Raw genomic sequence first — 14,309 nt, 5'->3', positions numbered from 1 at the left:
TTAGTCATGGTAGGCAAGTTCTTCAGTAAGGTTTTCGGCAGTCGTAATGAGCGTGTAATCAAAAAACTGCAGAAACAAATTGGCCTAATCAATGCGTTGGAGAGTGAATACGAGAAGCTTGACGATGCTGCTCTCAGAGCTAAAACCATTGAATTCAAACAAAGACTGACAGACGGCCAAACACTTAATGATCTTTTGGTGGAAGCCTTTGCTGTAGTTCGTGAGGCAGGCAAACGAGTGATGCAAATGCGTCATTTTGACGTGCAGCTGATCGGCGGCATGGTGCTCAACGATGGCAAAGTGGCTGAAATGAAAACCGGTGAAGGTAAAACACTTGTTGCCACGCTAGCGGTTTATCTGAATGCTCTGTCGGGGGAAGGTGTTCACGTTATAACAGTCAATGATTACCTGGCAAAACGTGACGCAGCATGGATGAGCAAGCTTTACGGTTTTCTTGGACTTACAACAGGTGTCATTGTTAGTGGTTTGAGTGGTGATGAACGTCGGGAAGCCTATGCAGCGGATATCACATACGGTACCAATAATGAATTTGGCTTTGACTATCTTCGCGACAATATGGCCTTTCGTCTTGAAGACCGGGTTCAGCGATCATTAAATTTTGCTGTTATCGATGAAGTTGACTCGATTCTGATTGACGAAGCACGGACTCCGCTGATTATTTCCGGTCCAGCTGAAGACAGTTCTGAACGTTATATACAGATTAATAAATTAATTCCGAATCTGACCAAACAGGAAGGGGAAGAAGAGGATATTACCGTACCCGGTGATTACACCGTTGATGAAAAAAACAAGCAAGTTCACTTTACTGAAGCGGGTCATGAAAAAATCGAGCAGTTATTAACCGATGCCGGTCTATTGGATGCTGATGCCAGTTTGTATGATGCGGCAAATATTGGCCTGATGCACCATGTTACCGCGGCCTTACGGGCGCATGTACTGTTTCATAAAGATATTGAATATATTGTTCAGGATGACCAAATAGTTATCGTCGATGAATTCACTGGCCGTACCATGCCGGGGCGCCGCTGGTCAGAAGGTTTACATCAAGCCATTGAAGCCAAAGAGGGCGTGAAGATACAGAACGAAAACCAAACTCTGGCTTCAATCACGTTCCAGAACTATTTCCGTCTGTATAAAAAACTGTCTGGTATGACGGGTACGGCAGATACCGAAGCTTATGAATTACAGTCAATTTATGGCCTGGAAGTCGTCGTTATTCCAACTCATCGTCCAATGCAACGTAAAGATGAAGCGGATCGTATTTTCCTGACAGCAAAAGAAAAGTTTGATGCCATTTTGCTGGACATCCAGGAATGCATTAAACGCCAGCAACCTGTTCTTGTCGGTACGGCATCTATTGAAAGCTCAGAATATCTGGATAAATTGCTGACAAAAGCCAAGATTCCACATGAAGTGTTGAATGCCAAATTCCACGAAAAAGAAGCGCATATCATTGCCGAAGCTGGTAAGCCCGGTTCGGTGACTATCGCTACCAATATGGCGGGTCGCGGTACTGATATTGTGCTCGGCGGCAGTCTCGAAGCGGAGATGGAAAAATTAGGTGAAGATGCCGACGAGGCCGCAAAAGCAAAAGTGAAAGCTGACTGGCAGAAACGCCACGATTCAGTATTACAAGCGGGTGGTTTGCATATCATCGGTACTGAGCGTCATGAATCACGGCGGATCGATAATCAGTTGCGTGGTCGTTCTGGGCGTCAAGGCGATCCCGGTTCAACCCGTTTTTACTTGTCGCTGGAAGATAATCTGATGCGAATTTTTGCATCCGAGCGCATGGCTGGTTTGATGCAGAAACTGGGCATGGAAGAGGGTGAGGCAATCGAACATCCCTGGGTCAGTCGTGCTATCGAAAATGCACAGCGTAAAGTGGAAGGGCATAACTTCGATATCCGTAAGCAATTATTGCAGTTTGATGATGTAGCCAATGATCAACGTAAAGTTATATACGAGCAGCGTAATGAATTAATGGCTGCAGATGATGTATCTGAAACCATTATCTCGATGCGTAGAGGCGTTATTGATGATGTTATCAGTTTGTACGTTCCACCAAACAGCATCGATGAACAATGGAATATCAGTGGCCTGGAACAGGCATTACGCGACGATTTTGCCTTGGATCTGGATATCAGTGGCTGGTTGGAAGCGGACGATACATTGCATGAAGAAAAATTGCGTGAACGTATTATCGAGGAAGCTGAAGCCGCATATCAAATCAAAGAAGAGACGGTTGGTGCTGAATTGATGCGTCACTTCGAAAAGGCCATCATGTTGCAAACGCTGGATACCCAATGGAAAGAACATCTGGCGCAAATGGATTATTTACGTCAGGGCATTAATCTGCGTGGTTATGCTCAAAAAGATCCTAAACAAGAATATAAACGCGAAGCCTTTCAGCTGTTCACCGCTATGTTGGATAGCCTGAAACATGAGGTTATCAGTTTGATTTCCCGCGTGAAAGTCCGCGCTCCTGAAGATGTCGCTGCCGTCGATGAACAGCGTCGCCAGTCGGCTGATGTCGAATATCAGCATGAAAGTGCCTCTGAAGAAGCGGAACATCCAACTGCCAACCAGCCGTTAACGCGCGATGGGAAAAAAGTCGGCCGAAATGATCCATGTCCATGTGGTAGTGGGAAAAAATTCAAAAACTGCCATGGCGCTATTAAATAATGGCGGTGAATTTATCTGCGCCCACGGCAACTGAATTAAAACCAATCAAAGGTATCAGGCTCGCAACAGCAAGTGCGGGTATAAAAAAACCAGGCCGTCAGGATGTGGTTTTAATAGAGTTGGCACCTGGAAGTCATACTGCAGCGGTATATACTCAAAATGCTTTTTGTGCTGCACCGGTGATAATTTGCAGAGAGCATCAGCGGCAAACGCCAACACGTTATTTGCTGATAAATTCAGGAAATGCCAACGCTGGCACCGGTGATGCCGGGCTTGTAGCAGCTAAAGCCTGTTGTCAGGCTGTAGCTCAACAAGGCGAATGTGAAACCGCCGCAGTACTGCCCTTCTCCACCGGTGTGATAGGCCAGCCCTTACCAGTAGAAAAAATAACCGCTGTTTTACCTGAAGCCTTTACACAATTAGCAGCGGATAACTGGTTTGCAGCAGCGCATGCCATTATGACAACGGATACGATTGCCAAGGCACGTTCTGTTGAAGTGTCTTTAAATGACCAGACAATCACCTTGACAGGCATCGCGAAAGGCTCAGGTATGATTCGCCCGGATATGGCAACGATGTTGTCTTATATCGCTACTGATGCAGCGATAAGTCCATCCCTGTTACAAAAAATGCTTGAAACTTCTATGGAGCAGTCATTCAACAGCATTACTGTCGATGGCGACACCTCCACCAATGATGCATGCATATTGATGGCAACTGGCGAGGCTGGTAATTCCCTTATTAATGATATTGATAGCAGAGATGCCCAACAGTTTATAGAAGCGTTGAATAAACTGAGTCGGTTTCTGGCACAAGCTATTGTTCGCGATGGTGAAGGTGCGACCAAATTTATCAGTATTGATGTTCAGCAAGGTGCTGATGTGAAGGAATGTCAGCAAGTTGCCTATACGATTGCACATTCTCCTCTGGTCAAAACGGCATTATTTGCTTCAGATCCAAACTGGGGTCGCATTCTGGCTGCAGTAGGTCGGAGTGGTCTTAGCGATCTGGATTTATCCAAAATTGCTATTTATCTGGATTCAGTATGCATTGTTGATGGGGGGCAACCAGCGGCAGACTACACTGAAGAAAAAGGTCAGCTGGTTATGTCTCAATCTGAAATTACCATTCGGGTAAAACTGGGGAGAGGCGAAGCGACCAAAACTGTCTGGACGTGTGATTTCTCCTACGATTACGTCAAGATCAACGCTGAATACCGTACCTGATACGGAGCAAGCTATGGATATTGGACAAATCAATACGCTGAGTAAGTTTCTGCGGCAAAGTGGCGCGCAGTATCGGGTGTTTGATATGGGCCGTCGGGTTTGTAAATTAACGCCAGATCAGTTTGTCAGTTTTGATAATTGTCAGGGTCCGTATCCTTACCCTTTTAAGCGCCAGGCTCAAATAGGGATCATTTTCTGGCATCCTGAGGCTGCGCAACAACAATATGTCTGGTTTTTGCAGTTCCCATTGGATGAGCAGGGAATATTGATACCGGATGCGCGGGATGCGTTTTTAATGATGCTGCTGGAAAGACTGGGCGAAGCCATGTTGGCTGCTGCAGATGGTGAAAAAATTCAAGGCGTCTTGAAAGACAGTCCCTATACCTTTAAACCACGTCAGGACCGTATGGCCGCATTTAACGCGCATGCCACTTACGCATTAAAGTTACCACCATCAAAATATTATGATTCGGCCTATAAGTATTTTACGGGTGACATTTCCTTGGATAAATGGCCAGGATTGGCGATGCAAGGGCTCGCCGACTTTGCTGTTCGATTAGATTCAGATGAAGGTACATTAGGCCTGATTCAAACTTTTTCTAAACTGCCCAACGAACCCTTTCATAATCTCTGTGTATTGTTGGAGCATGGCTCACCGGCAGCCGGCGTGGTCGAAATATTGGCCCAGCAGGTGGATATCGAGTTGCAGGAAAAACAACCGGATACAGCCAAAATCATTTCTTGTTTGCGCGGGGCCTCCAATAGTCCAGCTCGGGGTTTAGTTGAACGGATGGTGATGCAGGTATTAAAACATCGTTGTAGCCGTGAAATTGAAGTGCTGGCTATCATTTCTGGTCGGGTCTGGTTGGCATTAACAAAACCTTCCATTAGTGAATTATATCTTGAGCAACTTGCCCATAATGATGCAGGACAGCCTGGTTTCAGCCAACTGCTGGCTGACGTGCTGTTTATTCCAGGTATGCGTGAGCCTGTCATGCAGGCATTGCGTAATCCGAAGCGTTCCGAAACACTGACAAAAGCGGTGGGTGAAATGTTCGGTCAGTAGCTTACCGAGATGAGTTTATTTTATTCTCAGTATCAGATTAATGAATGATGAATCGGGCCAGGTATCAGATATTCTTTTTAACAATATCGGTTTCAATGCCATCCAGACTGAACTGATTTTTTTCCCGCCAATACTCTTTGATGCCAGTATCCCCTTTGCGCTCAGCCCAATTATTCAATAACTCTCGGTCACCGACAAACTCAAAACAGGGAACAGCCATACCGCACGAGGTTTGCACCAGATCAATATCCAGAATAAAAATCTGCCTGGCACCCGGTAGTGAATCAAACTGAGCATATAAACTTTGCCATTCGGCATCCTTGCGATGCACTGCACGAGCTTGACCATAGAGCCTTAAAATTAATGGCTTTCCATCAAACGCACAAAACATCAGCGTCATTCTGGGATTTTCTTCAATATGCGCAGCAGTCTCATTGCCACTGCCGGTCACGTTCAGCCAGATAACACGGTTAGGATTTAATACTTTTAACGAATCCATTCCTTTGGGTGAAATGTTTATCCGGCTGTCTGCTGTTGCCGTCGCTACAAAGAATAAATGTTGTTTTAGAATAAATTCAATCAAGCGATCTGATAAGGCCATGAATTGCTGCGCCATAAATTATTACCGCCCTGATTTTTTGTCAGACAGCATAACGCGCCAGCTGGATTCGGTCATCATATCCAGAGTCGACTCCACGCGGTCAACAAAGACTTTTCCATCCAGATGGTCCAGTTCATGCTGAAATAATCTGGCCATGAAATCATGGTATTCAGTTTCCACCAATGTACCATCACGTAACCAGTAACGCACTTCTATCTGTTGGTAGCGTGGAACCAATGCCCGCAGACCCGGCACACTCAAACAGCCTTCCCAATCTTTGATTTGCTCTTGAGAATGCGAGATGATTTCTGGATTAATGACACAGGTTGCCGGCATTTCCGGAGCATACGGATAACGTTCATTTGGATGACTCGACATAATAAAAAAGCGCTGGTTAATGCCGACCTGAGTCGCGGCAATACCCATTCCGCCACGTTGCTTTACAAACGTGATCAACGCATCAATGGTTTGTTGAAATGCTATATCACTAATATCCGGAACCGGTTGGGCAATACGACGTAAATCGGCCTGACCTAATTCCAGAATGTCGAAATCTGTGTTCATATCAATGGTGCCTGTAGCGGATCCTGAACGCGAAACCAACCTGCAATACTGTATCGATCCCGTTTGGCTGGTAAAACCTCATGCGGAAACTGTTCACTCAAAAAAACCACAAAGGTTCCCATCTCGGGTTCGACAGAAGTTATCAGGTTATCATTATTGATGTCATAGATCTGCAGTTGGCCTCCGTCACGAGTTTGCCAGAACGGGTTTAAATACATCACTGTTGTCAGTATTCGATTGGACTGACCTTTAAAGGCATCGACATGGCGCTTATAGAATGCTCCGGTGGGATAATGGGCGTAATGTGCTTCGTAATCAAATAAGCCGAGAAACAAGCGTTGATTCATCGCCAGTCGAAAGTCGGCCATATGTGCAAGATAAGCTTGATCAATCCGGTTTGTCGGATCCAGCCATCGTGTTTCATCATTGCGGATTTTCTCATTGAGCTGATGTTGTTGTTCACGACCTATTCCAGCCTGACTTAAGTCATTATGTTCCTCCAGGCGAGCTACCCGGCGATAGAGATCATGGCTAAGTGCTGGAGGCAATAACTGTGGCAGGATGCAGTAACCGTGAGTGGTCAACGCGTCAGCGATCAGATCGAATACAGCATAATCAACAACAGACTGAGCGTTCAAAAAAGTAATTCCCCATAACAATGACATCACTTGGTTATTGTGTAATAACTAGGCTAAGCCCTTGAACGGGCGATAGAATGTAGCAGAAATTTACTTATTTTGAAGGATTATTTTTGGTGGTTTAATAACGGGACCGATGGTGACTTGTTTTTCAGCCAAAAAACCAGTAAGCGACCAAAATTGCTGCGCTAATACCCGCAACATCAGCCGCCAGACCACATGCCACGGCATGGCGGATTTTCTGAATCCCCACGGCGCCAAAATAAACAGCCAGAACATAAAATGTGGTTTCAGTACTGCCCTGAACGATTGAAGCAAGCCGTCCAGCAAACGAGTCTGCACCATGAACCTCCATGGTATCAATCATCATGGCTCTAGCACCACTGCCGCTGAATGGTTTCATTAAAGCTGTGGGCAATGCATCAACAAATCTATCATCCAGCCCCATGAAGTTGACAAGAGCTCGAATGCCTTCAGCAAATAATTCCAGTGCTCCACTGGCACGAAAAACGCCAATCGCAACTAACATGGCAACCAGATAAGGAATAATCATAACAGCGGTGGAAAAGCCTTCTTTTGCTCCTTCTATAAAAGCTTCATAGGCATTGATCCGTTGCCAGGCTGCCGCCACGATAAAAGCAATGACCAGCGAAAAGATCACCACATTACTGATAATGGCCGACTGAGCCAACATTTGTGATTGCTCCAGACTGGAAAAGTAGGCCAACAAACCAAATACAAAAGCACTGAAACCGCCGAGATACAATAAAACGACCTTATCCAGTAAATTAATTTTCTGTACGGCAGCAACAGTGATTAAACCGATTAAGGTTGAAAAGTAGGTAGCAATAAGCAGGGGAATGAACACATCCGTCGGATTAGCGGCGCCCATTTGAGCTCGATAGGTGAAAATGGTGACCGGGAATAAGGTAACAGCGGAAGTGTTAATCACCAGAAACAGAATCTGGGCATTACTGGCAGTATCTTTAAGCGGGTTGAGCTTTTGCAGTTCCTGCATTGCTTTAATGCCCAGTGGTGTTGCCGCATTATCCAGTCCAAGTGCATTGGCGGAAATGTTCATCACCATGGCGCCCAGCGCCGGATGATTCTTAGGTACCTCGGGCATCAATCGAATGAAAAGTGGTGAAAGTCCTCGAGTCAACAGCTCAACAAAGCCACTGCGCTCGCCAATTTTCATAATTCCCAGCCACAGGGCAAGTATTCCGGTTAAACCAATGGCAATTTCAAAAGCGGTTTTGGAAAGTGCAAATAAGGCCTGCATTATCTGGTTGAATATATCACCGTCACCTAATATCAGCAGCTTAAACAAAGCTACCGCAAAAGCGATCAGAAAAAAGGCTATCCAGATGATATTGAGCATGGATGCTATTGTGTCATGCTCAAAAAAAAAGTCACTGCTAATCTAGCAGTGACTTTTTAAATTCTGAAAAACCTGTGTGTTTAGCTTTTCTTGAATTTCTTGGCCGGCTTGTTTTTTGCCTCATCTTTACGATCTTTGCTGAAATTACGCCGTGATGGACGGGCTGCAGCACTTTCTGCGACCGCCTCATCGGTTGCCAGGCTCATGTTCAGCTGTTTGTTATTCACCCAAACTTTGCGTAATTGCTGGAACATATCTTTTGGCATGCCTTGTGGCAGATCAATCAGACTATGATCATCATTAATGGTAATACGGCCAATAAACTGACTTTCAATGCCGGATTCATTGGCAATCGCCCCAACCAGATTTCGGGGTTCGATTTTATCTGCACGACCTACTTCGACACGGTAAGTATCCATATCCGGCTCATTAGGATGTGGACGAGGAGCCCGTTTTTCTCTTGGCGGGCGATCATCACGGCTGCCACGAGCTGGACGCTCACCTCGTTCCTGGCGAGGTCCGCGTTCACGATCTTCACGTGCCGGGCGTTCAGTTACGTGTTTAACCGGTTTCAATGGACGGTCTTTTTGTACTAAAAAGGCCAATGCTGCCGCAATTTCAATCGGATCAGCATTATGTTCTTGTTGATATTGGCTAATCAGTGTTTCGAAATACGCCAGTTCCTGTGACTCAATAGTTTCACTGAGTTGTTCCATAAACTGCAGAACCCGACGATCAGCAATATCTTCGCTGCTCGGTAATTGCATTTTGGTAATGACCTGACGTGTTGCTTTTTCGATGGCGCTCAACATGCGTGTTTCGCGAGGAGAAACAAACAGAATGGCTTCACCTTTGCGGCCCGCACGACCGGTACGGCCGATACGATGTACATAAGATTCGGTATCGTAAGGAATATCGTAATTCACGACATGACTCATGCGTTCAATATCCAGACCACGAGCTGCCACATCGGTGGCAATCAGAATATCGATACTGCCTTTTTTCATCCGTTCAATGGTTTTCTCACGCAGTGCCTGATTCATATCACCATTAATGGCAGAAGCAGAGTAACCACGTGCTTCCAGTTTTTCAGCCAGCTCGACGGTGGCATTTTTAGTACGCACAAAGATGATCATGCCATCAAAGTCTTCCACTTCCAGAATACGGGTTAACGCATCCAGTTTGTGCATACCGGTTACTTGCCAGTATCGCTGATTAATGGTGGTAACCGTCGACGTTTTGGATTGAATACGAACATCAACCGGATCTTTGAGATATTTCTGCGCGACGCGATGAATAGGGCCAGGCATGGTGGCAGAAAATAATGCCACCTGACGCGATTCCGGGGTTTCTTTAAGGATGGTTTCGACATCATCGATAAAGCCCATACGCAGCATTTCATCAGCTTCATCAAGCACTAATGCTTCCAGTTTATCCAGCTTCAATGTGCCACGACGAATGTGATCCAGAATACGGCCTGGAGTACCCACGACGACTTGCGGTTTACGTTGTAATGAACGTAACTGGATGCCCATACTTTGGCCGCCATAAATCGGCAGGATATGGAAATCTTTAAGTTGACGAGCGTAACTTTGGATCGCTTCAGATACCTGAATGGCCAGTTCACGTGTTGGTGCTAACACCAGCATTTGGGTGGCTTTATTTTTCAGATCCAAACGGCTTAATAACGGTAAGGCAAAAGCAGCCGTTTTACCGGTACCTGTTTGGGCTTGGCCAAGTAGATCTCTACCAGCCAGTAAAGGCGGGATACTTTGCGCCTGGATTGGCGAAGGTGTTTCATAACCGGCTTGTTGTATAGCTTGTAAAATTGGAGCGGCTAACCCTAACTCAGCGAATGAGGGAGTTGTATCGTTTTCTGGTGTGGACATTGAATAACCTGTGATGGGCAGCTTTGGAAACAAAGCTGTAAAAGTGACATTTGCGAGCGTGCAATTATACGTGTCCATCCAGTGAAAAGATAGCAAAATCATTCATTTATTTCGATAAGCATGGTGCTTATTTTCTATCTATGTGATTATCAGCAAACCGGTTTTTTTATCATGAGAAAATTGTATGGATCCTTTTTCAGTTGATGCTTATACCCCAGCCGAAATCGCCCGTCGACTTGGAAAAATAAGTCAGAGTAAATGTACTGTTGATCCATTAAAAGTCTTTGCTCTCTCTTTATTGGCTGGTGCATTTATTGCGCTGGGCGCGGCTTTTTTTACCCAGGTGACATACGACGTTGGCGATATGCCAGCAGGTTTGATGCGATTAATTGGTGGCCTGGCATTTTGCCTGGGGTTGATTCTGGTGGTGGTTGCCGGAGCAGAATTATTTACCGGTAATAATTTATTGGTGATGGCGTGCATTGATGGATTAATCAGCTTCAGGCAACTGATTCATAACTGGCTTGTGGTTTATCTTGGTAACTTCGTTGGCGCTTTGGGAATTTTGCTATTGATGTATTTAAGTGGCTTATGGTGGCAGGGTGATGGGGCTCTTGGACAAAAAGTGGTGGCGATAGCAGACAGTAAAGTGAACCTGAGCTGGATAGAGGCGTTCACCCGCGGCGTATTGTGCAATATTCTGGTGTGTCTTGCTGTCTGGTTGTGTATGGCGGGGCGCAGTGTCACAGATAAAGTGCTGGCCGTTATTTTTCCTATTACAGCCTTTGTCGCTCTGGGATTTGAACATTCTGTTGCGAATATGTTTTTTATTCCGGCTGGGTTACTGGCACAATCACAAGCAGAAATTTCGCCCATCATTTCAGAGCAGTTAACGATGGGTGGTTTTTTCTGGCACAACTTGATCCCGGTGACATTGGGCAATATGCTGGGCGGCAGTGTTTTTGTAGGACTGTTTTACTGGTTTATCTATTTACGTAAATAATAAGGAAACATTATGACTGAACATGTTTATAAACATATTGAAATTACTGGCAGCTCGGCTGAAAGCTCAGACAAAGCGATTGAAAACGCTATTGCAAAAGCAGCAGAAACCGTTAAGAACCTGCATTGGTTTGAAGTAACGGATACCCGCGGCTATATCGAAAACGGCGGGGTCCGTTACTGGCAAGTTACCATTAAATTAGGTTTCCGTATTGAAGGTTAAATAACCAGCAATTTATTTGTTGAGCTTGGTAAACTTGGCGCCTTCGAGCGTCAGGTTATACATTAAGCCTTTGTTACTGAATACAAACCCAACAATGGGATCCTGTATATCAACAGTGTTGATGTCTTCGCCTACACCCCACTCAACGACGGCTACCGAGCCATCGACACCGGCTTTCCAGCCTTCACTGTCTCGGAACTGTTTCAAAGCCTGATCATTCATAAATACCAGAATGACCGTTTTTTGCTGGGCTCCCAATTGAAAGCCGATCGAGGCACCGGCAGTGTTGTAATAATCCACAGTAGTGCCGCCGATACGTAAGGCACCTTCACCATATTCACCACCAATACCAAAACCGGCTTTGATGATATCGGGGAAAACCAACACGCCAGCAGCTTTTTCAAGAAAACGATCACCACCTGAAACCTCTTTTTGGAAGCGCTTCAAAGCCTCATCGACTTTGATGTCAATCTCTGAAGCAGAAGCGGCATAGGAAGATGAAGCGACAGTAAATGATAGGAGAGCAAACAATGAGGCCAACAGTACCGGCCATTTAATCGAGTGAAGGTTTAGCATACTGTGAATCCTCAACGATATTATTGGGGCTTCAACATAGCATGCTAATCGGGGGGAGGGAAGTGGACCAATGCGCTTAAAAGCGCATTGGTGATAATTGAATTTAATTATGAATACCGAGGCTTTTCAGATATTCATCATAGGTGCCGGTAAAGTCTGTTATCCCTTCATTTTCCATATCAAAAACGCGGGTTGCCAATGAGGAGACAAATTCGCGATCATGAGAAACAAAAATCAACGTGCCTTCATAATTTTCCAGCGCCAGATTAAGCGATTCGATGGATTCCATATCCATATGGTTGGTCGGTTCATCCATAACCAGAATATTAGGTTTTTGCAGGATGAGTTTGCCGAACAACATGCGGCCTTTTTCGCCACCGGATAACACATTAACCTTTTTATCGATCATATGACCTGAGAACAGCAGACGACCTAAGGTGCCACGAATAACCTGCTCGTCATCTTCAGGACTACCCCATTGTGACATCCACTCAAACAAGGTCATATTGTTTTTAAACAAATGGTCATGGTCTTGAGCGTAATAACCAATATTGGCATTTTCCGACCATTTTACATTACCGGATATAGGGGCCAGTTCACCGACGAGGGTTTTTACAAAGGTCGTTTTACCAATACCATTAGGACCGATAACAGCAATTTTTTCACCGACCTCCGCCATAAAGCTGAAATTTTCAAACAACGGTTTTTCGTTATCGTAACCCTGTGTCAGCTTGCTGACTTCCAATGCATTACGAAACAGTTTCTTTTCCTGATTAAAGCGGATAAATGGATTCACTCGGCTGGAAGGTTTGATGTCATCCAGCTGAATCTTTTCCATTTGCTTTTGCCGGGAAGTTGCTTGTTTTGCTTTGGAAGCATTGGCAGAAAAGCGTGAAACGAATTCCTGCAGCTCTTTTATTTGCGCTTTTTTCTTGGCGTTATCAGACTGTAGACGCTCGCGTGCCTGAGTCGAGGCAATCATGTACTCATCATAATTACCTGGATAAATCCGTAACTCGCCATAATCCATATCCGCCATATGTGTACAGATACGATTTAAAAAGTGACGATCATGCGAAATAATGATCATGGTACTGTTACGCTGGCTCAAGACATCTTCCAGCCAGCGAATGGTATTGATATCCAGATGGTTGGTCGGTTCATCAAGCAACATGATATCGGGATCAGCAAACAGTACCTGAGCCAGCAGGATACGCAGTTTCCAGCCGGGAGCAATTTCGCTCATTGGCCCATAATGCTGTTCGACCGGAATGCCCACCCCTAATAACAACTCACCCGCACGGGATTCCGCTGTATAACCATCCATCTCAGCATATTGACCTTCAAGTTCAGCGACTTTCAGGCCATCTTCTTCACTCATTTCCGGCAGATTATAAATGCGGTCCCGTTCACGATGGACTTCCCATAATTCCGGTTGCCCCATGATCACCACATCAATAACACGCTGATCTTCATAAGCAAACTGATCTTGCTTTAATACGGCATAGGATTCATTCGGGTCATAACTCACATTACCCGAGGTGGGTTCTTGCACGCCGGCCAGAATTTTCATGAAAGTCGATTTACCACAACCATTTGCGCCAATCAGGCCATAACGATTGCCTCCGCCAAATTTTACTGAGACATTCTCGAATAAGGGCTTGGCCCCGAATTGCATGGTGATGTTAGCAGTGCTTAACAAAGTTAAAATCCTGTATCTAAAGGAGAAATTCAGACGTGCTGAAAAAACGCCCCATTATACATGGTCTGATGCGTTACCGATAAGGATCAGTTTATGGCGTCTGCTGAGTTTTTTGATTGCGGCTTCACGACGACTGGCGCTGCTGCGATCCGGGTGTTGTTCCTGATAGACCACTTTCTGGGCCTCGCTGGTGCGAAAAAAGCGAGCGCCGCCATTATGGTTCTGATGTTGTTTTAAGCGTCTTTGCAGATTAGTTGTAATGCCAGTATATAGATGGCCATTTGCGGCCTGGATGATATACAGCGTCCACTCAGTCTTTATCATGAAAATCGAGTGCCACCGAATTAATACAATAGCGAAGTCCGGTGGGAGCGGGGCCATCATCAAAAACATGGCCTAAATGTGCTTCACATTGCTGACAGCGAACTTCAGTACGGTCCATGTTATGGCTGTAATCAGGATGATGCGTTACGACGCCATGTTCCAGCTGAGAATAAAAACTTGGCCAACCGCAACCAGCATCAAATTTGGCATCAGAAGCAAATAAGGCTTGACCACAACAGACACAGTGATAATGGCCATGTTCGTCATGATCGACATATTCGCCGGAAAAAGGCGGTTCTGTCCCAGCCTGCCGGGTGACACGATATTGCTCTTCATTAAGTTGTTGACGCCAATGTGCATCCGTTTTTAACTCGGAGTTCATCTGTTCATCTCAATTACAATGTGTGGGCA

14 protein-coding genes are annotated in these 14,309 nt (G+C 45.4%); 5 read left to right on the top strand and 9 right to left on the bottom strand.

Going from position 1 to position 14,309, the window contains the following annotated elements:
* The first annotated feature begins 6 nt into the window (after positions 1-6).
* The 3 genes from secA to LGT40_RS14440 are packed head-to-tail and all read left to right on the top strand — an operon-like array spanning position 7 to position 4,998.
* A complete protein-coding gene (secA, locus tag LGT40_RS14450; protein WP_226071196.1) occupies positions 7-2,706 on the top strand; it encodes a preprotein translocase subunit SecA in 2,700 nt (899 codons plus the stop codon).
* The gene (gene argJ / locus LGT40_RS14445; protein WP_226071194.1) at positions 2,706-3,932 is read left to right on the top strand and encodes a bifunctional glutamate N-acetyltransferase/amino-acid acetyltransferase ArgJ; all 1,227 of its coding nucleotides are present in this window, start codon (positions 2,706-2,708) and stop codon (positions 3,930-3,932) included. The genes secA and argJ overlap by 1 nt, the downstream gene beginning before the upstream one ends.
* 13 nt (positions 3,933-3,945) lie before the next feature.
* A complete protein-coding gene (locus tag LGT40_RS14440) occupies positions 3,946-4,998 on the top strand; it encodes a DUF3549 family protein (protein ID WP_226071192.1) in 1,053 nt (350 codons plus the stop codon).
* Between the two features lie 64 nt (positions 4,999-5,062).
* On the opposite strand, the gene LGT40_RS14435 is transcribed toward LGT40_RS14440, so the two are convergent.
* From LGT40_RS14435 to LGT40_RS14415, 5 genes are all read right to left on the bottom strand, one after another.
* Positions 5,063-5,614 (bottom strand): pyridoxamine 5'-phosphate oxidase family protein, encoded by a 552-nt coding sequence (locus LGT40_RS14435; protein ID WP_226071190.1) that lies wholly within the window; start codon positions 5,612-5,614, stop codon positions 5,063-5,065.
* A 6-nt stretch (positions 5,615-5,620) separates the two neighbouring features.
* A complete protein-coding gene (def, locus tag LGT40_RS14430) occupies positions 5,621-6,163 on the bottom strand; it encodes a peptide deformylase (protein ID WP_226071188.1) in 543 nt (180 codons plus the stop codon).
* Positions 6,160-6,801 (bottom strand): 2OG-Fe(II) oxygenase, encoded by a 642-nt coding sequence (locus LGT40_RS14425; RefSeq protein ID WP_226071186.1) that lies wholly within the window; start codon positions 6,799-6,801, stop codon positions 6,160-6,162. Before LGT40_RS14425 ends, def begins: the two co-directional genes overlap by 4 nt.
* Positions 6,802-6,952: 151 nt before the next feature.
* The gene (locus tag LGT40_RS14420; RefSeq protein ID WP_226071185.1) at positions 6,953-8,182 is read right to left on the bottom strand and encodes a nucleoside recognition domain-containing protein; all 1,230 of its coding nucleotides are present in this window, start codon (positions 8,180-8,182) and stop codon (positions 6,953-6,955) included.
* A gap of 80 nt (positions 8,183-8,262) precedes the next feature.
* The gene (locus tag LGT40_RS14415) at positions 8,263-10,071 is read right to left on the bottom strand and encodes a DEAD/DEAH box helicase (protein WP_226071184.1); all 1,809 of its coding nucleotides are present in this window, start codon (positions 10,069-10,071) and stop codon (positions 8,263-8,265) included.
* 184 nt (positions 10,072-10,255) lie between these two features.
* Here LGT40_RS14415 and LGT40_RS14410 point away from each other — a divergent pair, with 184 nt between their 5' ends.
* Both LGT40_RS14410 and LGT40_RS14405 read left to right on the top strand, forming a co-directional pair.
* Positions 10,256-11,074 carry a formate/nitrite transporter family protein gene (locus LGT40_RS14410; protein WP_226071183.1) on the top strand — a complete coding sequence of 273 codons (819 nt, stop codon included), beginning with the start codon at positions 10,256-10,258 and terminating at the stop codon, positions 11,072-11,074.
* Between the two features lie 12 nt (positions 11,075-11,086).
* Positions 11,087-11,296 carry a dodecin gene (locus LGT40_RS14405; RefSeq protein WP_226071182.1) on the top strand — a complete coding sequence of 70 codons (210 nt, stop codon included), beginning with the start codon at positions 11,087-11,089 and terminating at the stop codon, positions 11,294-11,296.
* A 12-nt stretch (positions 11,297-11,308) separates the two neighbouring features.
* On the opposite strand, the gene LGT40_RS14400 is transcribed toward LGT40_RS14405, so the two are convergent.
* The 4 genes from LGT40_RS14400 to msrB all read right to left on the bottom strand — a co-directional run bounded on the left by LGT40_RS14400 (position 11,309) and on the right by msrB (position 14,280).
* Positions 11,309-11,872: a BPSL1445 family SYLF domain-containing lipoprotein gene (locus tag LGT40_RS14400; RefSeq protein ID WP_226071181.1), complete on the bottom strand. Its 564-nt coding sequence runs from the start codon at positions 11,870-11,872 to the stop codon at positions 11,309-11,311.
* Between the two features lie 103 nt (positions 11,873-11,975).
* Positions 11,976-13,574: an ABC-F family ATPase gene (locus LGT40_RS14395; RefSeq protein ID WP_226071179.1), complete on the bottom strand. Its 1,599-nt coding sequence runs from the start codon at positions 13,572-13,574 to the stop codon at positions 11,976-11,978.
* Between the two features lie 54 nt (positions 13,575-13,628).
* Complete coding sequence (locus LGT40_RS14390) at positions 13,629-13,898, bottom strand: GIY-YIG nuclease family protein (RefSeq protein WP_226071177.1); 270 nt, start codon at positions 13,896-13,898, stop codon at positions 13,629-13,631.
* Positions 13,885-14,280, bottom strand: a complete 396-nt coding sequence (gene msrB, locus LGT40_RS14385) for a peptide-methionine (R)-S-oxide reductase MsrB (protein ID WP_226071176.1) — start codon at positions 14,278-14,280, stop codon at positions 13,885-13,887. Before msrB ends, LGT40_RS14390 begins: the two co-directional genes overlap by 14 nt.
* Positions 14,281-14,309 lie beyond the last annotated feature (29 nt).

This window comes from Methylophaga pinxianii, from assembly GCF_020447225.1.
GTDB classification, from domain to species: Bacteria; Pseudomonadota; Gammaproteobacteria; order Nitrosococcales; family Methylophagaceae; genus Methylophaga; species Methylophaga pinxianii.
This window is presented reverse-complemented; position numbering and strand designations above follow the sequence as displayed.